The 24,787-nt window shown below is 61.6% G+C and carries 23 protein-coding genes; 14 read left to right on the top strand and 9 right to left on the bottom strand.

Going from position 1 to position 24,787, the window contains the following annotated elements; all coding sequences use genetic code 11:
• Positions 1–153: 153 nt before the first annotated feature.
• The 10 genes from HBO09_RS04640 to HBO09_RS04595 all read left to right on the top strand — a co-directional run bounded on the left by HBO09_RS04640 (position 154) and on the right by HBO09_RS04595 (position 8,565).
• Entirely contained in the window at positions 154–963 is an 810-nt protein-coding gene (locus HBO09_RS04640; RefSeq protein ID WP_169991750.1) for an energy transducer TonB, read from the top strand.
• A gap of 42 nt (positions 964–1,005) precedes the next feature.
• On the top strand, positions 1,006–1,731 hold the full coding sequence (locus tag HBO09_RS04635; RefSeq protein WP_169991752.1) for a MotA/TolQ/ExbB proton channel family protein: 726 nt from the start codon (positions 1,006–1,008) through the stop codon (positions 1,729–1,731).
• 1 nt (position 1,732) lies between these two features.
• Positions 1,733–2,134 carry a biopolymer transporter ExbD gene (locus HBO09_RS04630; RefSeq protein ID WP_029299521.1) on the top strand — a complete coding sequence of 134 codons (402 nt, stop codon included), beginning with the start codon at positions 1,733–1,735 and terminating at the stop codon, positions 2,132–2,134.
• Between the two features lie 483 nt (positions 2,135–2,617).
• Positions 2,618–3,199 (top strand): alpha/beta hydrolase, encoded by a 582-nt coding sequence (locus HBO09_RS04625; protein ID WP_032856553.1) that lies wholly within the window; start codon positions 2,618–2,620, stop codon positions 3,197–3,199.
• A gap of 50 nt (positions 3,200–3,249) precedes the next feature.
• Entirely contained in the window at positions 3,250–4,176 is a 927-nt protein-coding gene (locus HBO09_RS04620) for a sigma 54-interacting transcriptional regulator (protein WP_169991754.1), read from the top strand.
• Positions 4,177–4,325: 149 nt separating this feature from the next.
• Complete coding sequence (locus tag HBO09_RS04615) at positions 4,326–5,108, top strand: MetQ/NlpA family ABC transporter substrate-binding protein (protein WP_169991756.1); 783 nt, start codon at positions 4,326–4,328, stop codon at positions 5,106–5,108.
• 515 nt (positions 5,109–5,623) lie between these two features.
• A complete protein-coding gene (locus HBO09_RS04610; RefSeq protein WP_169991758.1) occupies positions 5,624–6,289 on the top strand; it encodes an amino acid ABC transporter permease in 666 nt (221 codons plus the stop codon).
• Positions 6,270–6,929 (top strand): amino acid ABC transporter permease, encoded by a 660-nt coding sequence (locus HBO09_RS04605; protein ID WP_169991760.1) that lies wholly within the window; start codon positions 6,270–6,272, stop codon positions 6,927–6,929. The genes HBO09_RS04610 and HBO09_RS04605 overlap by 20 nt, the downstream gene beginning before the upstream one ends.
• Entirely contained in the window at positions 6,926–7,702 is a 777-nt protein-coding gene (locus tag HBO09_RS04600; RefSeq protein ID WP_169991762.1) for an amino acid ABC transporter ATP-binding protein, read from the top strand. Before HBO09_RS04605 ends, HBO09_RS04600 begins: the two co-directional genes overlap by 4 nt.
• Positions 7,699–8,565 carry a transporter substrate-binding domain-containing protein gene (locus HBO09_RS04595; RefSeq protein ID WP_169991764.1) on the top strand — a complete coding sequence of 289 codons (867 nt, stop codon included), beginning with the start codon at positions 7,699–7,701 and terminating at the stop codon, positions 8,563–8,565. The genes HBO09_RS04600 and HBO09_RS04595 overlap by 4 nt, the downstream gene beginning before the upstream one ends.
• 287 nt (positions 8,566–8,852) lie before the next feature.
• Here the strand turns inward: HBO09_RS04595 and HBO09_RS04590 are convergent, their stop codons facing one another.
• Entirely contained in the window at positions 8,853–10,013 is a 1,161-nt protein-coding gene (locus tag HBO09_RS04590; RefSeq protein WP_169991766.1) for an AAA family ATPase, read from the bottom strand.
• A gap of 163 nt (positions 10,014–10,176) precedes the next feature.
• Between HBO09_RS04590 and HBO09_RS04585 the strand changes: the two genes are divergently transcribed.
• From HBO09_RS04585 to HBO09_RS04570, 4 genes are all read left to right on the top strand, one after another.
• Positions 10,177–11,280, top strand: a complete 1,104-nt coding sequence (locus tag HBO09_RS04585; protein WP_169991768.1) for an efflux RND transporter periplasmic adaptor subunit — start codon at positions 10,177–10,179, stop codon at positions 11,278–11,280.
• Positions 11,277–12,347 carry an efflux RND transporter periplasmic adaptor subunit gene (locus HBO09_RS04580; RefSeq protein ID WP_169991771.1) on the top strand — a complete coding sequence of 357 codons (1,071 nt, stop codon included), beginning with the start codon at positions 11,277–11,279 and terminating at the stop codon, positions 12,345–12,347. The genes HBO09_RS04585 and HBO09_RS04580 overlap by 4 nt, the downstream gene beginning before the upstream one ends.
• Positions 12,344–15,394 carry an efflux RND transporter permease subunit gene (locus tag HBO09_RS04575; protein ID WP_169991773.1) on the top strand — a complete coding sequence of 1,017 codons (3,051 nt, stop codon included), beginning with the start codon at positions 12,344–12,346 and terminating at the stop codon, positions 15,392–15,394. The genes HBO09_RS04580 and HBO09_RS04575 overlap by 4 nt, the downstream gene beginning before the upstream one ends.
• Positions 15,395–15,543: 149 nt before the next feature.
• A complete protein-coding gene (locus HBO09_RS04570; protein ID WP_169991775.1) occupies positions 15,544–17,769 on the top strand; it encodes a glycoside hydrolase in 2,226 nt (741 codons plus the stop codon).
• An 84-nt stretch (positions 17,770–17,853) separates the two neighbouring features.
• On the opposite strand, the gene HBO09_RS04565 is transcribed toward HBO09_RS04570, so the two are convergent.
• The 8 genes from HBO09_RS04565 to HBO09_RS04530 all read right to left on the bottom strand — a co-directional run bounded on the left by HBO09_RS04565 (position 17,854) and on the right by HBO09_RS04530 (position 24,764).
• The gene (locus tag HBO09_RS04565) at positions 17,854–18,120 is read right to left on the bottom strand and encodes an acyl carrier protein (RefSeq protein WP_169991777.1); all 267 of its coding nucleotides are present in this window, start codon (positions 18,118–18,120) and stop codon (positions 17,854–17,856) included.
• Complete coding sequence (locus HBO09_RS04560) at positions 18,110–18,676, bottom strand: hypothetical protein (RefSeq protein ID WP_169991779.1); 567 nt, start codon at positions 18,674–18,676, stop codon at positions 18,110–18,112. The genes HBO09_RS04565 and HBO09_RS04560 overlap by 11 nt, the downstream gene beginning before the upstream one ends.
• A 191-nt stretch (positions 18,677–18,867) precedes the next feature.
• On the bottom strand, positions 18,868–19,497 hold the full coding sequence (locus HBO09_RS04555; protein WP_169991781.1) for a class I SAM-dependent methyltransferase: 630 nt from the start codon (positions 19,495–19,497) through the stop codon (positions 18,868–18,870).
• A 40-nt stretch (positions 19,498–19,537) separates the two neighbouring features.
• Positions 19,538–20,182, bottom strand: a complete 645-nt coding sequence (locus tag HBO09_RS04550) for a methionine ABC transporter permease (RefSeq protein ID WP_169991783.1) — start codon at positions 20,180–20,182, stop codon at positions 19,538–19,540.
• Entirely contained in the window at positions 20,172–21,287 is a 1,116-nt protein-coding gene (locus HBO09_RS04545; RefSeq protein WP_169991785.1) for an ATP-binding cassette domain-containing protein, read from the bottom strand. Before HBO09_RS04545 ends, HBO09_RS04550 begins: the two co-directional genes overlap by 11 nt.
• Positions 21,288–21,289: 2 nt before the next feature.
• The gene (locus HBO09_RS04540) at positions 21,290–22,099 is read right to left on the bottom strand and encodes a MetQ/NlpA family ABC transporter substrate-binding protein (protein ID WP_169991787.1); all 810 of its coding nucleotides are present in this window, start codon (positions 22,097–22,099) and stop codon (positions 21,290–21,292) included.
• Between the two features lie 110 nt (positions 22,100–22,209).
• On the bottom strand, positions 22,210–23,571 hold the full coding sequence (locus tag HBO09_RS04535; protein WP_169991789.1) for an LLM class flavin-dependent oxidoreductase: 1,362 nt from the start codon (positions 23,569–23,571) through the stop codon (positions 22,210–22,212).
• Complete coding sequence (locus HBO09_RS04530) at positions 23,571–24,764, bottom strand: SfnB family sulfur acquisition oxidoreductase (protein WP_169991791.1); 1,194 nt, start codon at positions 24,762–24,764, stop codon at positions 23,571–23,573. The genes HBO09_RS04535 and HBO09_RS04530 overlap by 1 nt, the downstream gene beginning before the upstream one ends.
• Positions 24,765–24,787 lie beyond the last annotated feature (23 nt).

The following is a 24,787-nucleotide window of genomic DNA, read 5'->3' as shown; positions in this document are numbered from 1 at the left end:
GGGCTACGCTGAGTTTTAATATTCCTGTTCGGTCTATGTATAACTTTAAAGATTACTTTAAGAGATAAGCGTCTGCCCCCGATGATTCAGCTCTCGACGGTCGCCCCCGCAGGCCCGTCGGTTTTTTCGCTGAAGACAGCAGGGAGTGAATCAATGGGCAATGTCCAGACCGCCGCCAGTGCACATGAGGCGCTGTGGCGCCAGGCACCGAGTGGTGAGTTGGTCGACCTTGGCCGGCCGCACCGCGCGCCCTTGGGGCAGTTGCGGTTGCAGAAAACCCCCAAGGGGATCTTGAGCCGCCGTGAAGGCATTTTATTGGGCCTGTTGGCGCTGGCGCTGCATGGCGCGGTGATCTATTGGGTCAGCCAGAAACCGGTACCGGTGCTGCCGATTGTGCCGCCGGAAATTCCACCGATGACCATCGAATTTTCCCAGCCGGCGCCGCCGGTGGTGGAACCGCCGCCGCCTGTACCGCCACCGCCTGTGGTCGTGGAACCACCGCCACCTGTGGTGGATGAGTTGGCGGCCAAGCCGGCGCCACCCAAGCCGATCCCCAAGCCCAAGCCCAAACCGGTGCCCAAGCCCGAACCCAAGCCTGTGCCCAAAGCCGTCGAACAACCGCCCGCGCCACCCCAGCCGGCAGCACCGGCACCCACGCCAGCCCCGCCTGCGCCGGCACCGGTGACGCCTGCTTCGGCCAATGCCGCGTACCTGAAGAACCCGGCGCCCGAGTACCCATCACTGGCCCAGCGCCGTGGCTGGGAAGGCACTGTGTTGTTGCGGGTACATGTATTGGCCAGCGGCAAGCCCGGTGAAATCCAGGTGCAGAAGAGCAGCGGTCGCCAGCAACTCGACGACGCCGCACTCAGCGCCGTGAAGCGCTGGAGCTTCGTGCCCGCCAAGCAGGGCGACGTGGCACAGGATGGCTGGGTCAGCGTGCCCATCGATTTCAAGATTCATTGAGCCTTCGCTCGACACCCTATCGCTTACACCGAGGTACACATCATGACGTTACTGGCATCTCCACTTGAATCCATCGAAAGCGCGGTGATCTGGCTGCTGGTGGTTTTTTCCGTCGCCACCTGGGGCCTGGCCCTGCTCAAGGGCGTGCAGTTCGCCCGCCTCAAGGCTCAGGATCGCAAGTTTCACAAACAGTTCTGGGCGGCGTCGAGCCTGGATTCGGCCGCCGAACTGAGCGAAACCCACCCCGGCGCCGCTGCCCGCGTGGCCCAGGCCGGTTATGCGGCGATCCAGGTGGGGGATGCGCCGCACGCCGCTGACCTGAGCCAGGCCATCAACCATCAGGACCGCCTCGAACGTGCCCTGCGCCAGCAGATCGTGCGTGAACGGCGCTCCCTGGAAACTGGCCTGGCTGTGGTCGCGAGTATCGGCAGCACCTCGCCCTTTATCGGCCTGTTCGGCACCGTGTGGGGGATCATGGAAGCATTGAAAGGGATCAGCGCTGCCGGTTCCGCCAGCCTGGAAACCGTGGCCGGCCCGATCGGCGCGGCGCTGGTCGCGACCGGTGTGGGGATCGCCGTCGCCGTGCCCGCAGTGCTGGTCTACAACTACTTCCTGCGTCGCCTGAAGCTCACGGCTGCCGACCTGGATGACTTTGCCCATGACTTCTACAGCCTGGCGCAGAAAAATTCGTTCCGTGTGCTGATCCACCCGGCGCTGCACAAAAACGCCGCCCAGGGCAGCACGCAAAAAGTGAAGGAGGCGTCCTGATATGGCCTTCTCTACCCAAGACAGCGACGAGGTCCTCAGTGAAATCAACGTCACGCCCCTGGTGGACGTGATGCTGGTCCTGCTGGTGGTGTTTATCGTCACCGCCCCGCTGCTGACCAATGCGATCCCGATCAACCTGCCCAAGACCGAGGCCGTGGCCCCGGTGGAGCAGAAAGACCCGCTGGTGGTGAGCATCGACGGTGCCGGTAAAGTGTTTATCAACAAGGATGAAATCCAGCCGGACCTGCTGGAATTCAACCTGCAGGCCGCCAAGGCAAAAGACCCTGAGGTGCGGGTACAACTGCAGGCTGACGATGGCGTGAATTATGGCGAAGTGGCTCGGGCCATGGCGTCGATTGAGCGAGCGGGGATTACCAAGCTGTCGGTGATTACTGCGCGTTAGTGTCAAAAGCCTCGACAATTTTTTGGCCGTCTCCTTGGCAGGGTGCGGCCTTTTTTTTGCCTGGAATAGCGGTGGTCAGTTGATGCCGCTTTTGCCTGTGGCGAGCGGGCTTGTCCCGCGCTGGGCTGCGAAGCGGCCCCAAAACGAACACCGCGATGCATCTGATGCATCGCGGTGTTTTTGAATGAGGGCTGCTTCGCAGCCCAGCGCGGGGCAAGCCCGCTCGCCACAGAGCACTAGCTGCTTGGGTTTATCGGTTGGATACACCACAAAACAAATGTGGGAGCTGGCTTGCCTGCGATGACGGTGTGTCAGCTACCCGTGCATTGCCTGAACCACCGCTATCGTGGGCAAGCTCGCTCCCACATTTTATCGAGGCGACTGTGTTTTTAGTTATTAATAAATAGCTTCTTATTCCTTAACGAATATATGCCCCATCCCTATACTGGTCAGCAACGTTAAACGCTGCAGGAGGGCACACCCATGCACAGCGAGTTGATCCGTTACCTGATCGTGCCGGGCTGGCAAGGATCGCCAGAAGATCATTGGCAAACCCATTGGCAGAACAGCCTGCCCAACAGCGCCCGCGTGGAGCAGGCCGACTGGCTGACTCCGCGCCGCGAAGATTGGGTGGCGGCCTTGGCCGAAGCCATTGCGGCCGACAGCACGCCAGTGATCCTTATCGCCCATAGCCTGGGTTGCATCACCGTGGCGCACTGGGCGGCCAGCGCGCCGTTGCAGTTCCTGCGCCAGGTACGCGGGGCCTTGCTGGTGGCCCCGGCGGATGTCGAGCGCCCGGCGTGTGCGCCTGCCTTGCGCAACTTTGCACCGATTCCCCGTGACCTGTTGCCGTTTCCCAGCCAGGTCGTCAGCTCCGACAACGACAGCGCAGTCAGCGCCCCTCGGGCCCTGGAACTGGCGCGTAATTGGGGGGCTGAAGCCGGGATTCTCGCGGGGGCCGGGCATATCAATGTGAAGTCCGGTCACCAGCGCTGGGAGCAGGGTTTCGCCTACCTCTATCGCCTGCAAAACCGTCTGGAGCATCACTCCCGGCGCCGCGCCTAATATCTTTTCAACGCCCCGTCCCTTGAGTGGAGTTGGGGCGGGAGCCTGCCATGAGCCTGCACGAAACCTTTGGCCAGCCGCTGCTGACCTTCCCCGACGCCGAAAAAAGCCCCCTGAGCATCCGTGCCAAGGCACTGGTGTTTGTCGACCCCCGTTCAAGGCAACTGCGTGAAGACCTCGAAAGCCTGGCCCCGCGTGCCTTGCCTGTGTTGATTCGCGGCGAGACCGGCAGCGGCAAGGAATTGCTGGCGCGCCATATCCATCGCGGCAGTGACCGCAGCGGCCTGTTTGTGTCGGTCAACTGCGGCGCCATCAGCCCTACTTATGCCGATGCTGAGTTGTTCGGCTACACCGCCGGCAGCCACAGCGGCGCGGCCAGTAGCAGGGCTGGCTGGTTCGGCTCGGCCAACGGCGGCACCTTGTACCTCGATGAGATCGGCGACTTGCCGTTGCCGATCCAGATCAAGCTGCTCGCCGCCCTGGAAAATCACGAAGTCACCCGTGTCGGCGCCCATCAACCGAGCCCGGTGGACGTGCGCCTGGTCGCCGCCACCAGCATCGACCTGGCCCAGGCCGTGGCCGTCGGCAAGTTCCACGAGCGCCTATTCCATTACCTCAGCGAAGGCCAACTGGAACTGCCGGCGCTGCGCGAGCGGGTAGGCGACATCCTGTCCCTGGCCGAGTACTTCCTGGGCATCTACAGCCAGCGCCTGGACTTGCCGGTGCCGTTGATCAGCGAGGACGCGCAGCGGGTGCTGGAGCAGCACAGTTGGCCGGGCAATACCCGCGAGCTGGAGAACGTGATCCACTTTGCGCTGCTGGTCAGCAGTGGCGATGAGATCTTGCCGGAGCATCTGAACCTGCCGGTGGCGTCGGTGGCGCAGATTGAGCATCAGGTGCGACAGATCCTGAGCAGCGGCAGCGAAGTCGAGCGCGCAGCGTTGACGCGTCTGTTTCGGGGCTTGGGCTCTGTATGAACAAAATGGAATATCAAAGTGAATAAAAGGTATTGTTCGGGAATAAAAAATATCGGTATTGTCCCTTCCACGCCGCGATAGCACATCGCTGGCACCCCCATAAGAAGCGGCCGTCAACGACGTCCCGGATTTTTGATTAAGGACACTGCATGAAAAAGGTTCTGTTGTTCACCGCCCTGGCCGCTGCCCTGACTGCCGGTATCGCTCAAGCCAACGAAAAATTGGTGATTGCGGCCACGCCGGTGCCACATGCCGAGATCCTTGAGCTGATCAAGCCGACCCTGGCCAAAGAAGGCGTGGACCTGGAAATCAAGGTCTTCACCGACTATGTGCAACCGAACGTGCAAGTGGCCGAGAAGCGCCTGGACGCCAACTACTTCCAGACCCTGCCGTACCTGGAAAACTTCAACAAGGGTAAAGGCACCAACCTGGTCACCGTGGTTGGCGTGCACGTTGAACCGTTTGGCGGCTACTCGAAGAAAGTCTCCAAGCTTGAAGACCTGAAAGACGGCGCTACCGTGGCCATTCCCAACGAAGGCTCCAACAGTGGTCGCGCCCTGTTGCTGCTGCAAAAGGCCGGTCTGATTACCCTCAAGGATCCGAAAAACGCCCTGTCCACGCCAAAAGACATCGCCAGCAACCCGAAGAACCTGAAGTTCAAGGAACTGGAGTCAGCCCTGCTGCCGCGTGTCCTGGACCAGGTTGACCTGGACATGATCAACACCAACTACGCCCTGGAAGCTGGCCTGAACCCGGCCAAGGATGCGCTGATCATTGAAGGCGCCGACTCGCCGTACGTGAACTATCTGGTGGCTCGTCCAGACAACAAGGACAGCGACGCCATCCAGAAACTGTCCAAGGCCCTGACCAGCCCTGAAGTCAAAGCCTTCATCGAGAAGAAATACAGCGGCGCGGTCCTGCCTGCGTTCTGATTTGCCAAACCCCCTTCAAGGTTTGAACGCCGAGCGTCATGTGGGAGCGGGCTTGCTCGCGAATGCGGTAGTGCAGTCACTGTCTGTGTTGACTGAACCACCGCTTTCGCGAGCAAGCCCGCTCCCACATTGCTTCGGCGTTATGCCTGTCAATCCCGACTGTTGATCGCCCGCCGCAGCGCCACCAGCCACTTCACCAAGTCCTGCGGATCGATCGGTTTGGTCTCGCTCATCTGTCATTCCCTCGCTGGTTAAATGGCCGTCAGTCTGGCCACGCGCTGTCCATCCCTGTCGTTCAGCGCTGAAAAAAAGATCCTTCCTACACGCCCAAGAACAATAGCTGTCACCCGCCAACCCGGCGAATCCACTGGTTAGCTTTTTGGGTGATATCAATATGCTATTTCGGTATTTAAATTTTGGTTTTTATACCTTTAAAGTCAGCGCTTCCCGGCGTTACCCACGCTGGACCGGACTGCGTTTACGCCGCATTACCCCTGCGGCGCCCAGGACTTGAAATGACTTTCGACTACGCGTTTATCCTCAGCACCCTGCCGGCGTTTCTCAAGGCCGTGGGGGTGACTCTGCAAGTGGGCTTGATCGCCATCGGCACCTCGCTGCTGGTGGCGCTGATCAACGCGGCCCTGCTGGTGTTCCGCACACCCTACCTGTCGCGGCTGGTGGCGTTGTATGTGGAACTGGCGCGTAACACGCCGCTACTGATCCAGCTGTTTTTTGTGTACTTCGCCTTGCCGGCCCTGGGTATCAATATCTCCGGGTTCTGGGCGGCGATTATCACCATGACCTTCTTGGGCGGTGCCTACCTCACCGAAGTGCTGCGCGCCGGCGTGGAAGCGGTGCCGCTGGCGCAGATCGAGTCGGGCAAGTCCATCGGCCTGTCTGACTGGCAATTGCTGCGCCATGTGATCCTGCCCCAGGCCGGGATCCTCAGCCTGCCGGCGCTGTTCGCCAATTTCATTTTCCTGCTCAAGGAAACCACAGTGGTCTCGGCGGTGGCGGTCCCCGAGATTCTCTACACCACCAAAAGCTACATCGCCCTCTACTACAAGACTTACGAGATGCTCGCCGTGCTCACGCTGATTTGCGTGGTGTTGTTCTTGCCGCTGTCGCTGTTGCTCAGCCGCCTGGAAAGGAGGCTCCAGCATGGCCAGTTCGGGTCTTGAGTTGTTGTGGGTGTCGTTGCCGCAACTGGGCAAAGGCGCTGCGCAAACCCTGTCGATTTCGTTCTTGAGTATCGTCTTCAGCACGATTGGCGGGGTGTTGTATGGGGTGCTGCGCACCTTGAATGTGCGTGCGATCAACCTGCTGCTGCGCATTTACCTGGAGTTGTTTCGCGCGATTCCGGTGCTGGTGTGGCTGTATCTGCTGTTTTTTGGCCTGCCGATTTTCACCGGCCTGAGCATCCCCAGTTTCTGGTGCGCGGTGCTGGTGTTGTCGTTGTGGGGCGCCAGTGAAGTGGGCGAAGTGGTGCGTGGCGCGTTGCATTCGCTGCCGCGTGGGCAACGGGAGGCGGGGCTGTCGATTGGCTTGTCGGCGGCGCAACTCTACGGCTATGTGCTGCTGCCCCAAGCGCTCAAACGCATGACGCCGCCGACCATCAACGTCTACACGCGGATCATCAAGACCAGCTCCCTGGCGGTGCTGATCGGCGTGGTGGATGTGATCAAGGTCGGCCAGCAAATCATCGAGCGTACCTACGAGTCAGTACTGATCTACGGCGCGCTGTTCCTGTTTTTCTTCTTTATCTGCTACCCGTTGTCGGCCGCCTCCAAGGTGCTGGAACGGCGCTGGGCCCAAGCATGAGCGCATTGATCGAGTTCCAGGGTTTCAATAAATTTTTCGGCGCACAGCAGGTGCTCGACGGCATCGACCTGAGTGTGCAAAGCGGCGAAGTGCTGGTGATCCTCGGCCCCAGCGGCTGCGGTAAAAGCACCTTGCTGCGGTGCCTGAACGGCCTGGAAGTGGCCCACAGCGGTAGCTTGCGCTTTGCCGGCAAACAGCTGCTGGATAAACACACCGACTGGCGCCAGGTGCGCCAGGACGTGGGCATGGTGTTCCAGAGTTATCACCTGTTCCCCCATATGAGCGTGCTCGACAACATCCTGCTGGGCCCGCTGAAAGTGCAAAAACGCGACCCCCGCGAAGCCCGCGAGCAAGCGGAAAAACTGCTGGAACGGGTGGGGCTCGCCGACAAGCGCGATGCATTCCCGCGCCAGTTGTCCGGTGGTCAGCAGCAACGCATCGCCATCGTCCGTTCGTTGTGCATGAACCCCCAGGTCATGCTGTTTGATGAAGTCACTGCGGCCCTTGACCCGGAAATGGTCAAGGAGGTGCTGGAAGTGATTCAGGACCTGGCTCGCGATGGCATGACCCTGCTGATCGTCACCCACGAAATGGCCTTCGCCCGCGCCGTCGCCGACCGCGTGGTGTTTATGGAGGCTGGCCGCATCCTCGAATTCAACACCCCCGAGGCATTCTTTACGAACCCGCAGACCGCACGCGCGCAGCAGTTCCTCGAGAAATTCTCGTTTGTTTCAACACTGCCTAAGAAAATCAAGGAACTGGAGCTGTCATGAAAACTGCCAAGTTGTTACTGCCGCTGCTCGGCCTCGCCTTACTGGCCGGCTGCAACAAAACCGAAGAACCGGCCAAACCCGCCGCTGCCGCGCCGGCTGCGGTGAGTTATATCGACAAGATCAAGGCCCGCGACAAGCTGATCGTCGGCGTATTCACCGATAAGCCACCGTTTGGTTTTGTCGATGAAGCTGGGCGCTATGTGGGCTTTGATACCGACATCGGCCGCCGGTTTGCCAAGGACCTGCTGGGCGACGAGAACAAGGTCGAGTTCGTGGCCGTGGAGCCGGCCAGCCGCATCCCGTTCCTGCAGAGCGACAAGGTCGACCTGATCCTCGCCAACATGACCGTGACCCCCGAGCGCAAGGAAGCGGTGGAATTCACCAACCCCAACCTGAAAGTCGCGGTCCAGGCCCTGGTGCCTAACGACAGCACGGTGAAAAGCCTCGACGACCTGGCAACCCGCACCACCATCGTCACCACCGGCACCACTGCCGATATCTGGCTGACCAAGAACCACCCGGACTGGAAACTGCTCAAGTTCGAGAAAAACACCGAGTCGCTGCAAGCCCTGTCGGCAGGGCGTGGCGATGCCTACGCCCAAGACAACCTGGTGCTGTTCAGCTGGGCCAAGCAGAACCCGGGCTACCGCGTGCTTGAAGAGAAACTGGGCGATGAAGCGCCGATTGCACCGGCAGTGAAGAAGGGCAATATCGAACTGCGCGACTGGGTGAATGCCGAGTTGGCGAAGTTGGGTGAAGAGAAGTTCTTGCTCAAGCTGTATGACCAGTACGTGCGTAAAGAGCTGAGCGATGACACCAAGCCTGAGAGTGTGATTGTTGAGGGGGGTAAGTGGCAGGGTTGATCCTGTACTGAATGCTCCACCGCTATCGCAGGCAAGCCCGCTCCCACAGGAGAATGCATTCCAAATGTGGGAGCGGGCTTGCCCGCGATGGCCATAGGTATCTACACAACTTTGCCGCCGAAGCAGCCCTAAACCCGGCCGTCGCGGTTTATCTGAAGAAACGTGGAGGGCTTTTTGGGCTGCTTCGCAGCCCAGCGCGGGGCAAGCCCGCTCGCCACAGGAGAGTTCGTCAGTTTCTGAAAGTTGTGTAGATACCTATGCCGCGATGGCGGCAGTACAGGCGCCGCCTACTGAGGCCAATGCCAAGCCGGCTCATCCAACACCCGCTGCCCCACAATCTGTGTCTGTCCCATCACCTTCTCCAGCACAATCGAATTGCACCCCTCGTCCTGCTGCAACGCCGCGATCAAGCGGCTGGCATGGGACACCACCCACACCTGACATTGCTTTGATGCCTGGATGATCAGGCGTGCCAAGGCTGGCAGCAGATCCGGGTGCAGGCTGGTTTCCGGCTCGTTGAGCACCATCATCGTTGGCGGGCGTGGCGTCAGCAGCGCGGCGATCAGCAGCAGGTAGCGCAAGGTACCGTCCGAGAGCTCCGCCGCTGACAGTGGGCGCAGCAATCCTTCCTGATAGAACTCAATGGCGAAACGCCCGCCCTGCAAGGGCGCGATATGCAAGCGCGCGCCAGGAAACGCATCACTCACCGCCTGTTGCAATGCTTGGGGATCGCCGATTTCACGGATGGTCTGCAACGCTGCCGCCAGATCATGGCCGTCGTGATGCAGGACCGGTGTACGGGTGCCCAACTGCGGCTGGCGTACCGGTGCATTGGCGTCGCTGCGAAAGTGATCATAGAAGCGCCAGCCGCGAATGCTTTCGCGCAGCATCAGCACTTCCGGCGAGCCGCGCAGGCTGCCGACCTGATCGAACAGGCTTTGATAGTTGGGCGTGTGCTGGGCCAGGACATCCCAGGTGCGACCATCACGGGCGCGGACCATCGGCCCGGAGCGCTGCACCAGCAGGCTGGCCGGGCGGTATACGTGGCCGGCCCAGATGCATTCTTTCTTGATCTCAGGGTCCAGGGAAAAATACGACTCGCTGGGTTCTGGCAAACCCAGGGAAATCGCGTAGCTGAAATCTTCCCCGGCAAAGCCCAGGCGCAAGCGCTTGGCACCTTGGGCCACGCTGGCTTGTACCGGGACTTCGCCACTGCGCATGCGCCGGCTGATATTTTCGGGACCGGCCCAGAACGTCGAATCCAGGCCACCTTCGCGGGCCAGCGCATTGATCACGCCGCCCTGGGCGGTTTCTGCCAACAGGCGCAAGGCGCGGTACAGGTTGGACTTGCCGCTACCATTGGGGCCGGTGATCAGGTTCAGCCGATCCAGGGGCACCACCAATTTATTGATCGAGCGGTAATTGGCTACCGCTAATGTCTTCAGCATCAAGGGCGTTCCCGACCGGCATGGACCGCCATCTTACCCTGTAGACGCCGGCTTGCCGGCGATCAACCGACGCCGCGCAATTCCCATGGGCGAAGGCGGAACCCTGAACTAAGCTCACAGTCGCATACACACTGGCACGTCAGTATCACGCGAAGGAGTCTGCATGGGCGGTCCCATCTCAACAGTTATTTGTGGCCTTGCCCTGCTGGCATTGCTGAGCGGCTGTGGCCAGGAAAAGCCTGCACCCAAGGCTCATTCCAGGGTGTTTGTGCAAACGGTGCAGCCGACCGATTTTGCGGCGGCGGTGACCCTCACCGGGGATATCCAGGCGCGGGTGCAGACCGATTTGTCATTTCGCGTGGGCGGCAAGATTATCCAGCGCATGGTCGATGTCGGCGACCGCGTGACGGCCCGGCAAGTGCTGGCCAAGCTTGATCCCAAGGATTTGCAGACCAATGTCGATTCCGCCCAGGCCCAGGTGGTGGCGGAACAGGCGCGGGTCAAACAGACGGCGGCGGCTTTTGTGCGCCAGGAAAAGCTCCTGCCCAAGGGTTACACCAGCCGCAGCGAATACGATGCCGCCCAGGCCGCATTGCGCAGCAGTCAAAGTGCCCTGGCTGCCGCGCAGGCGCAGTTGGCCAATGCCCGCGAGCAGTTGGGTTACACGGCGTTGATCGCCGAAGCGCCGGGGGTGATTACTGCGCGCCAGGCCGAAGTCGGCCAGGTGGTGCAGGCCACCATGCCGATTTTCAGCCTGGCCCGCGACGGCGAGCGCGACGCAGTGTTCGACGTCTACGAATCGCTGCTGGCGGAACCTGCGCCGGATGTACCGATCACCGTCAGCCTGCTGGATAACCCGAGTATCAAGGCCGTGGGCCGTGTGCGTGAAGTAACCCCTGCCGTCGCGGCCAACAGCGGCACGGTGCAAGTGAAGATCGCCTTGGAGGCCTTGCCCAAGGGCATGCAATTGGGCTCGGTAGTCAGCGCCACCGCCAATGGACCAGCCAAGCCCAGCGTCGAGCTGCCATGGGCTGCACTGACCAAAGACCTCAGCGAGCCTGCCGTGTGGCTGGTGGACGCCGACGGCAAGGCGCAACTGCACAAGGTCACGGTCGCGCGCTACCTGACCGGCAAAGTGATCATCAGCGACGGCCTCAAAGGCGGTGAAAAAGTCGTGGTGGCCGGTGGGCAATTGCTACACCCAGGCATGTTGGTGGAGATCGCCCAAGCGCCGGACCAGGCCCAGGCCCAGGGAGTGCAGCCATGAAGCGCCTGACGCTGATCCTCGCCAGCAGCCTGTTGCTGATGGCCTGTTCCAAGCAAGAGCCGGCGCCGGAACCTGTGCGCCCGGTGCTCTGGGTCGAGGTTAAAGCCGAAGACCAGGAAAACCTCGGCCGCTTCGCCGGCACGATCCAGGCCCGCTACGAAAGCAACCTGGGCTTCCGTGTGCCCGGGCGTATCGCCCGGCGCGCGGTGGATGTGGGCGCCGAAGTCAGCAAGGGCGCCTTGCTGGCGGTGCTCGACCCCACTGACCAGCAGAACCAGTTGCGCGCTGCCCAAGGCGATCTGGCGCGGGTCCAGGCGCAATTTATCAACGCCCAGGCCAATGCGCGTCGCCAGCAGGAACTGTTCAACCGTGGTGTCGGCGCCCAGGCGCAACTGGACGTTGCCCAGACCGACCTGAAAACCACCCAGGCCTCCCTCGACCAGGCCAAGGCGGCGGTGGACCAGGCCAGGGATCAGCTCAACTACGCCGAGTTGCGCACCGACCATGGCGGCATCGTCACCGCCTGGAATGCCGAAGCCGGCCAAGTGGTGAGTGCTGGCCAGCAAGTGGTGACGCTGGCCCGTCCGGACATCAAGGAAGCGGTGATCGACCTGCCCGCCGGCCTCGCCGAGCGCCTGCCGAACGATGTGGTGTTCCTGGTGGCCAGCCAGTTGGACCCCAGCGTCAACACCACCGCCACCGTGCGCGAGATCGAGCCCCAGGCGCAAAGCGCCACCCGCACCCGTCGCGCACGCCTGACCCTGGCCCAGACGCCGCCGGCGTTGCGCCTGGGCACGGCGATCAGCGTGACCTTGAGCTCGGCCATCGCCCCGCGTATCGAACTGCCTGCCAGCGCGGTGCAGGATGTCGAAGGCAAGACCCGCATCTGGGTCGTCGATACGCAACAGCAGAGCGTGCAGCCCCGTGATGTGACCCTGGTCAGCCGCGATGCCAACCGTGTCGTGCTCAACGGCGGGGTGCAGCCTGGCGAGCGTGTGGTCAGTGCCGGCGTCAACAGCCTCACACCCGGACAAAAAGTCAAAACCGACGAGGACAGCCCGCGATGAAAGGGAGCTTCAACTTATCCGACTGGGCGCTCAAGCATCAGTCCTTCGTCTGGTACCTGATGTTCGTCGCGCTGCTGATGGGCGTGTTTTCCTACATGAACCTGGGGCGCGAGGAAGATCCGTCCTTCACCATCAAGACCATGGTGATCCAGACCCGCTGGCCGGGCGCAACCCAGGAAGAAACCCTCAAGCAGGTCACCGACCGCATCGAGAAAAAGCTCGAAGAACTGGACTCGCTGGACTATGTAAAAAGCTACACCCGGCCCGGTGAATCCACGGTTTTTGTGTTCCTCAAGGACACCACCAGCGCCAAGGCGATCCCCGAGATCTGGTACCAGGTGCGCAAGAAGATCGACGACATCCGCGGCACCTTCCCCCAGGGCTTGCAGGGGCCGTCGTTCAACGACGAGTTCGGTGATGTGTTTGGCTCGGTGTATGCCTTTACCGCCGATGGCATGTCGATGCGCCAACTGCGCGATTACGTCGAGCAGGTGCGCGCCGAGATCCGGGCAGTGCCGGGGTTGGGCAAGGTCGAGATGATCGGCCAGCAGGACGAAGTGATTTACCTGAATTTTTCCACGCGCAAGCTGGCCGCCCTGGGGATTGACCAGCGCCAGGTGGTGCAGAGCCTGCAATCGCAGAACGCGGTGACCCCGGCCGGGGTGATCGAGGCCGGGCCGGAGCGGATTTCGGTGCGCACCACCGGGCAATTCGCCTCGGAAAAGGATCTGGCCGACGTCAACCTGCGCCTCAATGACCGCTTCTACCGCCTGGCGGATATTGCAGATATCAGCCGGGGCTATGTGGATCCGGCGCGGCCAATGTTTCGTTTCAACGGTCAGCAAGCCATCGGCCTGGCCATCGCCATGCAGAAGGGCGGCAACATCCAGGAATTCGGCAAGGCGCTGCACCAGCGCATGGACGAGCTGACGGCCGACCTGCCGGTGGGCATTGGCGTGCACAAGGTGTCGGACCAGGCAGAGGTGGTGGAAGAGGCTGTCGGCGGCTTCACCAGTGCGCTGTTCGAAGCGGTGATCATCGTGCTGGTGGTGAGCTTTATCAGCCTCGGCCTGCGTGCCGGGTTGGTGGTGGCGTGCTCGATCCCGCTGGTGCTGGCGCTGGTGTTTGTCTTCATGGAGTACAGCGGCATCACCATGCAGCGGGTGTCGCTGGGCGCGTTGATCATCGCCCTCGGTTTGCTGGTGGATGACGCGATGATCACCGTGGAAATGATGATCACCCGTCTGGAAAAAGGCGAGACCCTGGAGCAGGCCGCGACCTTTGCCTACACCTCCACCGCGTTCCCGATGCTCACCGGGACCCTGGTGACCGTGGCCGGGTTTGTGCCCATTGGCCTTAACGCCAGCTCGGCCGGCGAATACACCTTCACCCTGTTTGCCGTTATTGCCGTGGCGATGCTGGTGTCGTGGGTGGTGGCCGTGTTGTTTGCGCCGGTGATTGGCGTGCATATCCTCAGCAGCAAGGTCAAACCTCACAGTGACGAGCCGGGGCGGGTGGGCCGGGTGTTCAATGCCGGCATGCTGTGGGCCATGCGTAATCGTTGGTGGGCCATTGGCCTGACGGTGCTGTTGTTCGCGGCGTCGGTGTTTTCCATGCAGTTTGTGCAAAACCAGTTCTTCCCGTCGTCGGATCGCCCGGAAATTCTCGTCGATCTCAACCTGCCGCAAAACGCCTCGATCAACGAAACCCGCAAGGCGGTGGACCGTCTGGAAGCGATCATCAAGGACGATCCGGATATCGCGCGCTGGAGCACTTACATCGGTCAGGGGGCGATCCGTTTCTACCTGCCCCTGGACCAGCAACTGGAGAACCCGTACTACGCGCAGTTGGTGATCGTCAGCAAAGGCCTGGAAGAGCGCGGTGCGTTGATCGAGCGCCTGCAAAAACGTTTGCGCGATGACTTTGTGGGTGTCGGCAGCTTTGTCCAGCCTCTGGAAATGGGCCCGCCGGTCGGGCGGCCGATCCAGTATCGGGTGTCGGGCAAGGACATCGACCAGGTACGCAAACACGCCATCGAGCTGGCGACACTGCTGGATAAAAACAGCCATCTGGGCGAGATCATCTACGACTGGAACGAGCCGGGCAAAGTGCTGCGGATCGATATTGCCCAGGACAAGGCGCGCCAACTCGGGCTGTCGTCCGAAGATGTGGCGCAGTTGATGAACAGCGTGGTCAGCGGCGCGGCCGTGACCCAGGTGCACGACGATATCTACCTGATCAACGTGGTCGGCCGCGCCGAAGACGCCGAACGCGGTACCCCGGAAACCTTGCAGAACCTGCAGATCGTCACCCCCAGCGGCACTTCGATTCCGCTGCTGGCCTTTGCCACCGTGCGCTACGAGTTGGAGCAGCCGCTGGTGTGGCGCCGCGATCGCCTGCCGACCATCACCATCAAGGCCGCCGTGCGCGACGAGATGCAGCCGACCGACCTGGTCAAGCAGCTCAAGCCTGAAATCGACAAGTTCAGCGCCGGTTTGCCGGTGGGCTACAAGGTCGCAACCGGCGGTACCGTGGAAGAAAGCGGCAAGGCCCAGGGCCCGATTGCCAGCGTGGTGCCGTTGATGCTGTTCTTGATGGCGACCTTTTTGATGATCCAGTTGCACAGCGTGCAGAAGACGTTCCTGGTGGCCAGCGTGGCCCCACTGGGCCTGATCGGCGTGGTGTTGGCGCTGATTCCCACCGGCACGCCCATGGGCTTTGTGGCGATCCTGGGGATCCTGGCGCTGATCGGCATCATCATCCGCAACTCGGTGATCCTGGTGACCCAGATCGACGCCTACGAGCAGGAGGGCTACACGCCGTGGGACGCGGTGGTGCAAGCCACCGAACACCGGCGCCGGCCGATCCTGCTGACGGCGGCGGCGGCCAGCCTGGGCATGATCCCCATCGCCCGGGAAGTATTCTGGGGGCCGATGGCCTACGCGATGATCGGCGGCATCATCATCGCGACCTTGCTGACGTTGTTGTTTTTGCCGGCGCTGTATGTGGCCTGGTACAAAATCCGCGAGCCCAAGACCGCGCCGTAACGCAAACACAGTGGTAGGGAACACAGTGTTGGGAAGGACTCTGTGGGGAGGGGGCAGGCAGTGGGAAAAATCTTTAAATGGGCCTTGGAAAAGTACCGATCAACAAATTGCTTTACCCTCGGGCTTTCGCTCCTGTGAAGGCCCACGTCATGCCCCTTAACCTGCGCCGCGCCCTGTGCATCAGCATGCTGCTGCTCTCGCCACTGGCAGTTGCCAGCACCGTTCTGGAAAACCCCCAGTGGCGCATCGAACTCGACGAGGCCACCTTGGCCGTGCGCGTAACCCCGGCTGGCGGCGAACCGGTGCAAGCCGCCAGTGGCGTGGCGGCCCATCAGGTCAGCCAGTTGAAACAGTCCAAACAACAGGCCAATTGGCAATGGGACAACGGTGCCTATCGCCTCAGCGCCACCCTCTACCAGCGCGACCTGATTCTCACCGTCACCGCACGCGAGGCCGCGGAGCTTGAGCTTATCCGCCAGCCCGCCAGCGCCATGGGCAACGGTTTGATCTGGCCCTTGGCCGAGGGGCATTACATCCCTGCCGGCAATCGTCTCTGGCAAGACTTCCTGCTCGAACAGGGCGACGTGAACAGCACCCAGGACCTGAGCCTGCCGTTATGGGGCGTCGACCACGGCAGCTTTACCCTCAACTGGCTGCTGACCAACCCCTACAACAATCGCTTGCAGTGGCAGGCCGAGGGCTCGCGCCTGGGCTTGTCGCTGCACCATGAATTCACCGGCCTTGACCCCACCGCGCCCATGACCCTGCGCCTGAACCTGGGCGAGGCCGACGTGCTGGCCGGCGCCAAGCGTTATCGCCAATGGCTGATTGAGCAGGGGCGCTACGAGCCTTTGGCAGAGAAGCTGCAGCAGATCCCCGCCGGCGAAAAACTGTTGGGCGCCAGCCATGTGTACCTGTGGGGCAACGACCTGCTGGGCCTGGGCGATGTGCGCGATTGGGCGCAGTTACGCACATTGCTGCGCGCCCCTGATGGGTTGGGCGCGCAACTCAATGACCTGCTGGACCCGCAAGCGGCGCAGGTGGTGCAAGTTACCCTGCCGTTTCTGGATCGTTATCAGCAAGCCGTGTTGCTCAGAGGGCTCAACGCGGCGCTGAACAAAAAGGCGCGGCTGAACTGGCAGGCCCAGGAGCAACCCGATATGCAGGCACTCGCCGCAGGCTACGGGGCAGTTCGTGAAGAGCTGGCATTGGCGTTTGCCAGTGCCTTGAGCGCCACCCCGCAGGCCTGGGGCAGCACGTTGTCGCCAGCCACGATAAAGACCCTGCAGGACAGTGGCCTGCAACGCCTGCTGTTGACCCTTGGGGAGGGCTGGGAAGGTGGGCTCTGGCACCCCGAGGCGGTGCGCAAGGGGGTCGAGGCCGGATACTTGATGGCGCCTTATGACTCCTATGAAACCGCGCTGGCGAACAGCGAAAACCCCGACTGGACCACCGCGCACCTGGGCAGCCGCGCCTACCGCGACTGCGCGATCATGCTCAAGAACGGCCAGCTCAAGACCGGTTTCCAGAAGTCCGGGCATTACACCGACCCGCGCTGCGTGCGCCCGCTGTTGGAGGCACGGGTGGCAGCGGTGCAGGCCCGGGCCGGGTTCAATGCCTGGTTTCTCGATGCCTACGCCACCGGCATGTTGTTTGACAGCTATCGCTCGGTGCTGGGCATGACCCAGGCACAGAACGCTGAAGGTAATGTCGACGCGGCCCGCTGGATCGGCAATCACCTGCAGTTGCCAGTGGGTTCCGAAGACGGCAACGCCACCACCGCCCGGGGCGTGTTGTTCGCCCATGGCATGCAGACGCCGGTCATGGGCTGGGGCGACCGCGAGATGACCCAGGACAAGCAATCGCCTTACTACGTGGGGGCCTGGTACCCACCGGAACAGCCAGCGGTATTCTTCAAGCGCGTGCCGCTCAAAGAGCCGTTGCGCACCGTGTACTTTGCCCCGGCGATGCGCCTGCCGTTATATCAGGCGGTCTTCCATGGCTCGCTCATCACCACCCATCACTGGCTGTTCGACAGCCTGAAACTGAGCAATGTGCAGGCGGAAAACGAGCTGACCCAACTGCTTTACAACGTACCGCCGCTTTATCACCTGAGTGCCGCTACGTTGAAGCAGCGCTTGCCAATGATCCAGCGTCAGGATGGGTTCTTTCGCCCGTTGCATGAGCGTCTGGCAACCCAGGCGCTGACGGATTTTCGCTGGCTGAGCAGCGACCGGCTGGTGCAGCAGACCACCTTTGCCGATGGCACGCGGTTGGTGGCCAATTTTGCGCAGGAGCAGCGGGAAGGGTATGCCGGGCGCAGTGTGACGGCGTTGGTGATGGGGGCAGAGCCGGTGGTGTATCAGGTGGATTAGCGGTGTTCTTGAGTCCATCGCGGGCAAGCCCGCTCCTACAGGGGAATACATTCCAATGTGGGAGCGGGCTTGCCCGCGATAGCATCAGTTGCCCCGCCGCCGACATTGAACAATCAAATCGACAACTTGCTGGATAGTCGTGATGTGATCCCAATCATCCTGAGTTGCCTGCAATTTGAATTGCCATTTGATCTGCATGACAAAGCAGGTCAGATCTTCATCAATGATCTTAAAGTCGTGGATGAAGTCCGTTTGTTCTGTCACCTGGCTTCGGTCGATAAAGCCAATGATATCGACGAAAAGCCGGATCACTTTTTCACTGATCTCGGCCCTGGTCAGGTTATTTTCCATTTCTTGCCTCATAGGCACACTTACCAATACTCACTAGATCAAAAATAGCCAAACCAGCAGCAACGAAGGGAATGCCTCGCCCGAGAATGCCAAATACCCGGACGGTACCAAAAGTCGCTTTCGCCATGCCGGCCAATGTCGGCTGTCTGATCAGTGTACGAGGGAAAAAGCGCATTCCAATGAGGCTAACCAGGTTTGTTGTTTTGCTGGAGCCAACGTGGACCCAGGTTCCCACAGCAATTTTGCTGATAGGTATGCCCGCCATGCCGGTTATAACTGTTGCTGCTGTCAAGCCGTAGTGTTGCTGTGTGCATTTCCAGAGCTCTTCAAAAGTAGTGTTCGGTACAGAAGAGTCGGCATGGGTGGGCGTGAGTAACTTGTACTTGGTGCCATGGGTCCAGCCTGGTGTATTAGGCAAAACCATGACTGCCGGGCAGCTTGTCATCGTATTTCCCAGATGAAATGCCATGCTGGCAGTCGAGCCGAAATCTATGCCATTTCGTTCTAGCTTAAGTTGGCTTCGCATGATTGCCGAATGAAGATCGCTTTCCTGCATGACGTAATCCCTGTACGTAAATGACAGGCAAGATGTTAGGTCGCAGTAAAGGACCATAGGCGGGAGAGGGGTAAATCCAGAAAGGTCCGACGTGACAGCAGGGCTAGGCCTACTGGCTATTCAGAATGCCAGTGGGCCTGATACCGGAGGCGATCACCTGTAGGAGCGGGCTTGCCCGCGATGGCGTGCGCTCAGACAACCTTACGCCACACACTGGCCAACCAAGGCTGCTGCTCACGCGGCAGGCCTGCGGGGCGATAGTAGTGCTCCAGCTCCACAAACCCCGCCGCAGTCAGCAGCCCCTGCCAGGCCTCAAGGTCGTGATACGAGCCATAACGCGGCCCGTTCCAGCCCTCCTGGTTTTCCCCTCGGGGGTTGGAGCTGAACAACACTCCACCCGGCTTCAATGCCCCATGCAACTGCCTGAGAATGCGCGGCAGTTCCTGCTTGGGAATATGAAACAGCACCGCATTGGCAAAAATTCCATCGAAACGCCCGGCCGGCAGGTCGAGCTTGAGGAAGTCCTGGTGCAGCACTTCGCAGCCGCTGTCCTGACGCGCCATCTGCGCAAACCGCTCGGCGCCATCGAGCCCGACGGCGATATGTCCCCGGCGGGTAAACGTCTGCAAGTCGCGCCCCGGCCCGCAGCCGAAATCCAGCACGGTAAACGGTGCATCACCCTGGATATGCCGCAGCAACGCGTCGATGTTCTGGCTCACATCATGGTCGCGGGTGCCTTCGCGAAAATCCTCGGCCACTTGGTTGTAGTGGCCAAGGGTGGTGGAGGTGATCTGGTCGAGGTCGTCGGGGGCGAGTTTCATGGCAGTCGGCACCAGGGCAAAGAGAGGTGCCGACTATACCTCAGCGCTTGTTCAGCCCGCGCGCCAGGCGATCGCCGCCCAGTTGGATCGCTGCCACCAGAATCACCAACAGCACAATCACCGTGAGCATGATCTGGCTGTCGAAGCGCTGGTAGCCGTAGCGGTAGGCGATGTCCCCCAGGCCTCCGGCGCCAATCGCCCCGGCCATGGCTGACGAGTTGATCATGGTCACCAGGGTAATGGTGAACCCGCCGACAATCCCCGGCAGTGCTTCGGGCAACAGCACATGCCAGACGATATGCCAGCGCCGGCAGCCCATGGCCTGTGCGGCTTCGATCAGGCCATGGTCGACTTCACGCAGGCTGACTTCGGCGATCCGCGCAAAAAACGGCGTGGCGGCGATGGTCAGTGGCACCACGGCGGCCCATACGCCGTAAGTGGTGCCGACGATCAGGCGGGTGAAGGGGATCAGCGCCACCATCAGAATCAGGAACGGGATGGAGCGGAACAGATTGACGAACGCCCCCAGCACCCGGTTCAACGCCGGGGCCTGGTAGATGCCGCCCTTGTCGCTGGTCACCAGGAATACCGCCAGCGGGATACCCACCAGCAAGGCGATCAACGACGACACGCCCACCATCAACAAGGTGTCGATGGCGCCCTGCAATAAGCGATCAAACCACATAACCCAGCACCTCGACCTGTTGTGCCCAGCGCGTGGCGCGGGTGCGTAATGTGTCGGCGTCCAGGGTTGAGCCCGTCACCGCCAGCAGCAATTGCCCCAGGGCGTGGCCCTGGATGCGCTCGACCCCACCTTGCAGCAGGCGCACGCGCCCACCCAGGGCGCTGAACAGCGCGGCGAGGTCCGGCTCATCGGCACTGGCGCCGGTAAACTGCAGGCGCAGCACCACCGCTGCATGCGCTGACTGCGGCGTGGCTTGCAGGCGTTTTTGCAACTCGTCGGGCAAGCCGTGTTGCAGGGGCGCCAGCAGGGTTTTGCTGACCTCATGCCGGGGGTTGCCAAATACTTCCCACACCGGGCCTTGCTCGACGATCCGCCCATGCTCCAGCACCACCACGCGGTCGCAGATTTCGCGGATCACGGCCATCTCATGGGTGATCAGCACGATGGTCAGGCCCAGGCGCTGTTTGATCTCGCGCAACAGGCCGAGGATCGACTGGGTGGTTTCCGGGTCCAGGGCCGAGGTGGCTTCGTCGCACAACAGGATCTGCGGGTCGTGCACCAGCGAGCGGGCGATGCCCACCCGTTGTTTCTGGCCCCCGGACAACTGCGCCGGGTACGCCTTGTGCTTGTCCTGCAAGCCCACCAATTCCAGGAGCTCACGCACTTTTTGCTCGCGCTGTGGCTTGGGCACACCGGCAACTTTCAGCGGCAGTTCGACGTTCTGCCACACGGTCTTGGCCGACATCAGGTTGAAGTGCTGGAAGATCATGCCGATGCGTCGCCGCAGGGCCACCAGGCGGTCTTCGTCGAAGTCGCCGATATCCACCTGGTCGATCAACACCCGGCCGCTGCTGGGTTGTTCCAGGCGGTTGATGGTGCGGATCAGCGACGACTTGCCAGCGCCGCTGCGGCCAATGATGCCGAACACTTCGCCGCGCTGGATCGCCAGGTCGATACCTTGTAGTGCGTGCACCGTGCCGTCATAGGTTTTGCCCAGGTTGATAAAACGCACATGGGCGTGGTTCAAGTCGGGATGCAGCTCTGTCTGCCGGGCGTCCCTGGGCGGTGTGCCGAGGTCGCGCAGTTGGGCGTTGGCGGCGCTCATGTTCAGCCTTCCCAGCCGACTTGGTAGAGCTTGCCCAGGGATTTATCCAGGGCTGCGCGGACCACCGGCGAGTGCTGGTAGATCTCGACGAACTTGATGACGCGCGGGTCGGTGGTGCCTTCGGGCTGGGTCACGAACTGGATTACGTATTCCGGGTGGTCGAGGCCGTCGAACAGCAGCGCCGACTCGGCGTTGAAGGTCTTGGACAGGCGGATATAGGCTGGGTAGCCCTGCACCAGGTCGGCGTCGTCATAGGCGCGCACCAACTGCACGGCTTCGACCTGCAGGATCTTGATCTTTTTCGGGTTGGCGACGATGTCTTCTTCGGTGGCCTTGTAGCCCACGCCCGGCTTGAGGGTGATCAAGCCCGCCTTGGCCAGCAGTTGCAGGCCGCGCCCGCTGTTGATCGGGTCGTTGGCGATGGCCACGCTGGCGCCTTGGGGCAGCTCATCGAAGCTTTTGTATTTTTTCGAGTACAGGCCCACGTTGTTGATGATCCCGGGCTTGAACGGCACCAAGTCAAAACCGGCGGCGGCCTTGGCGTTTTCCAGGAACGGAATGTGCTGGAAGTAGTTCACGTCGATATCGCCAGCGGCGAGGCTTACGTTGGGCGCGATCCAGTCGGTGAACTCCACCAGCTCGACTTTCAGGCCCTGCTTGCCGGCCTCTTCGACGGCGGCTTCCAGGGGAATGGCGAAGGCAGCGGTGGTGCCGATTTTGAGCGGCGCATCGGCGGCAAATACCGCCGAGCTGAACAGGCTGAGGGCCAGGGCCAGTGCTTTGACTGGGTGGGAGAGCAGTGTTTTTTTCATCATTGATATTCCAAATGTAGGAGCGAGCTTGCTCGCGAAAAACCTGAGGGCGCCTCGGGGTATCAGGTACCCCGCGTTATCGTTAACGATTTTCGCGAGCAAGCTCGCTCCTACAGGGGTTGGTGGCGGTAGGTGGAGCCGGTGTGTTGTTCGGGTAAGCGGGCATCGCGGTGGAACACTTTTTCCCGCAGTGTCCCGGTCTCATAAGCGGTCTTGTACGACCCGCGCCTTTGCAACTCCGGAATCACCAGTTCGATAAAATCCACATAGCTTTCCGGCGTCACAATGCGCGTCAGGTTGAAGCCGTCCAGGCCGGTCTCGGCGATCCAGGATTCCAGTTCATCCGCCACCTGCGCAGGCGAACCCACCAGGGTGATATAGCGCCCGCCCAACGCGTGCTGCTCCAACAACTTGCGACGGGTCCAGTCATTGTTCTGCAGGGCTTTGGTCGCCGATTGAATGGCGTTGCTCTTCACGTACTGGATCGGCTCATCCAGTTCGTACTGCGAGAAATCGATGGCGGTGGATGCGCTGAAGTGCGCCACGCCGGCTTCAGCACTGGCGTAGCTCAGATACTCGGCGTGCTTGGCCCAGGCCAACGCCTCGGTGGCGCCGACAATCACGTTGAGCCCCATGAACACCTTGATGTCGTCCGGGTTGCGCCCGGCCTCGACTGCGCTGGCGCGCACCTTGTCCACTTGCACCTTGGTCGCGGCCTTGTTCTGCCCGCTGATAAACACGCACTCGGCATGGCGCCCGGCGAACAGCAGGCCGCGCTCGGAACTGCCGGCCTGGAACAGTACCGGCGTGCGCTGCGGCGACGGCTCGCACAGGTGATAGCCCTCCACCTGGTAGAACTCACCGTGGTGCTGGACCTTGTGCACCTTGCCCGGCTGGGCATAGATCCGTTGCTTGGGGTCGTTGAGCACCGCGTCGTCTTCCCAGCTGCCTTCCCAGAGCTTGTACAGCACCTGCAGGTATTCGTCGGCCTGGTCGTAGCGCCGGTCATGTTCGACCTGCTCGGTGAGGCCCATGGCCTTGGCGGCGCTGTCCAGATAGCCGGTGACGATGTTCCAGCCCACCCGGCCACGGCTCAGGTGATCGAGGGTGGACATGCGCCGGGCGAACAGATACGGCGGTTCGTAGGTGAGGTTGGCGGTCAGGCCGAAGCCGAGGTGCTTGGTCACGGCGGCCATGGCCGAGACCAGCAGCAGCGGGTCGTTGACCGGCAGTTGGATCGACTCCTTGAGCGGCACGTCGACCGAGCCTTGATAGACGTCGTACACACCCACGATATCGGCGATGAACAAACCGTCGAACAGGCCGCGCTCCAGCAGTTGCGCAAGTTCGGTCCAGTATTCGATGGTCTTGTACTGGGTCGAGGTGTCCCGTGGATGGGTCCACAGCCCATGGTTGATATGCCCGATGCAGTTCATGTTGAAGGCATTGAGCAGGATCTTTTTCTTGGGCATCAGATGGTCCCCCGCAGTGGCGGGTTTTCATCGTTGAGGTAGTAGTTGCCCACCGCATGGTATTTCCAGCGTACCGGGTCGTGCAGGGTATGTACCCGGGCGTTGCGCCAATGGCGGTCCAGGCCGTGTTCGGCGAGGGTCGCCTGGCTGCCGGCGAGTTCGAACAGGGTGCTGCCGGCGGCCAGGGAAATCTCGGTGCTCAGGGCGCGCACTTCGGCCACGGCAATCGAGGCCGCCGCGACGGTTTGCGCGGTACTGTCGGCCTGGGCGCGGTCGAGGAATTCGCCAGAGCGCTCCAGCAGGGCTTCGGTGGCGTGCAGGCGCACACTCAGGTGGCCGAAGCTCTTGAGGGTCAGTGGGTCTTCACTGGCTTTGTCGTTGCCCGAGTCGATCCACGGCCGGGTCTTGGTGCGCACAAAATGCAGGGCATCTTCAAAGGCCGCGCGGGCGATGCCGGTGTCGATGGCGGCGTGGAGGATCTGCGCCAGCGGGCCCACGGTGGTCGGGCGCTCGAAGGCGCTTTGGAACGGGATCACGTCTGCGGCCGCGACCCATACGTTGTCGAACACCACCGAGCCGCTGCCGGTGGTGCGCTGGCCAAAGCCGCTCCAGTCGTCAATCACCGTCAGGCCCTGGCTGTCGTGCGGGACAAAGGCCAGTTGCTGCACGCCGTGCTCGTCCACCACCGATGTGGGAATGCGCTGGGCGTAGATCGCGCCGGTGGCGTAGAACTTGCGGCCGCTGATACGAAACCCGTCGCCGTCACGGGTAATCGCGGTAACCCGGTCGTGAGCGGTCTTGGTGCCCAGTTCCGCCAGGGCATTGCCAAAGCGCTGGCCGGTCAGGACCTCGGCGTAGAGGCGCTGCTGTTGCGCCGGGCTGCCATTTACCCGTAGCACTTCCAGGGCATAGAAATGGTTCTGCGGGATCTGCCCCAATGAGGCATCGGCCTGGGCGATCAGGGCGATGACCTTGGCCAGGGTGACGTTGGATACGCCAGCGCCGCCGTAGGCCTTGGGCACGCTGATGCCCCACAGGCCGGAACGGGAAAAGGCTTCGAGTTCGGCGAGCGGCAGGCGCCGTTCGCGGTCGCGCAGGGCGCTGTCACGGCGAAAGTCTTCGGCCAGGTCGCTGGCGACAATCAGGGCTTGTTCATCGCTGGTGATGACCGCGACGGAATGGGAAAGCGTCATGTTTTTCTCCAGAGGTCTGGTCG

It is taken from the genome of Pseudomonas sp. WS 5027 (genome assembly GCF_012985695.1).
Taxonomy (GTDB): domain Bacteria; phylum Pseudomonadota; class Gammaproteobacteria; order Pseudomonadales; family Pseudomonadaceae; genus Aquipseudomonas; species Aquipseudomonas hygromyciniae.
This window is presented reverse-complemented; position numbering and strand designations above follow the sequence as displayed.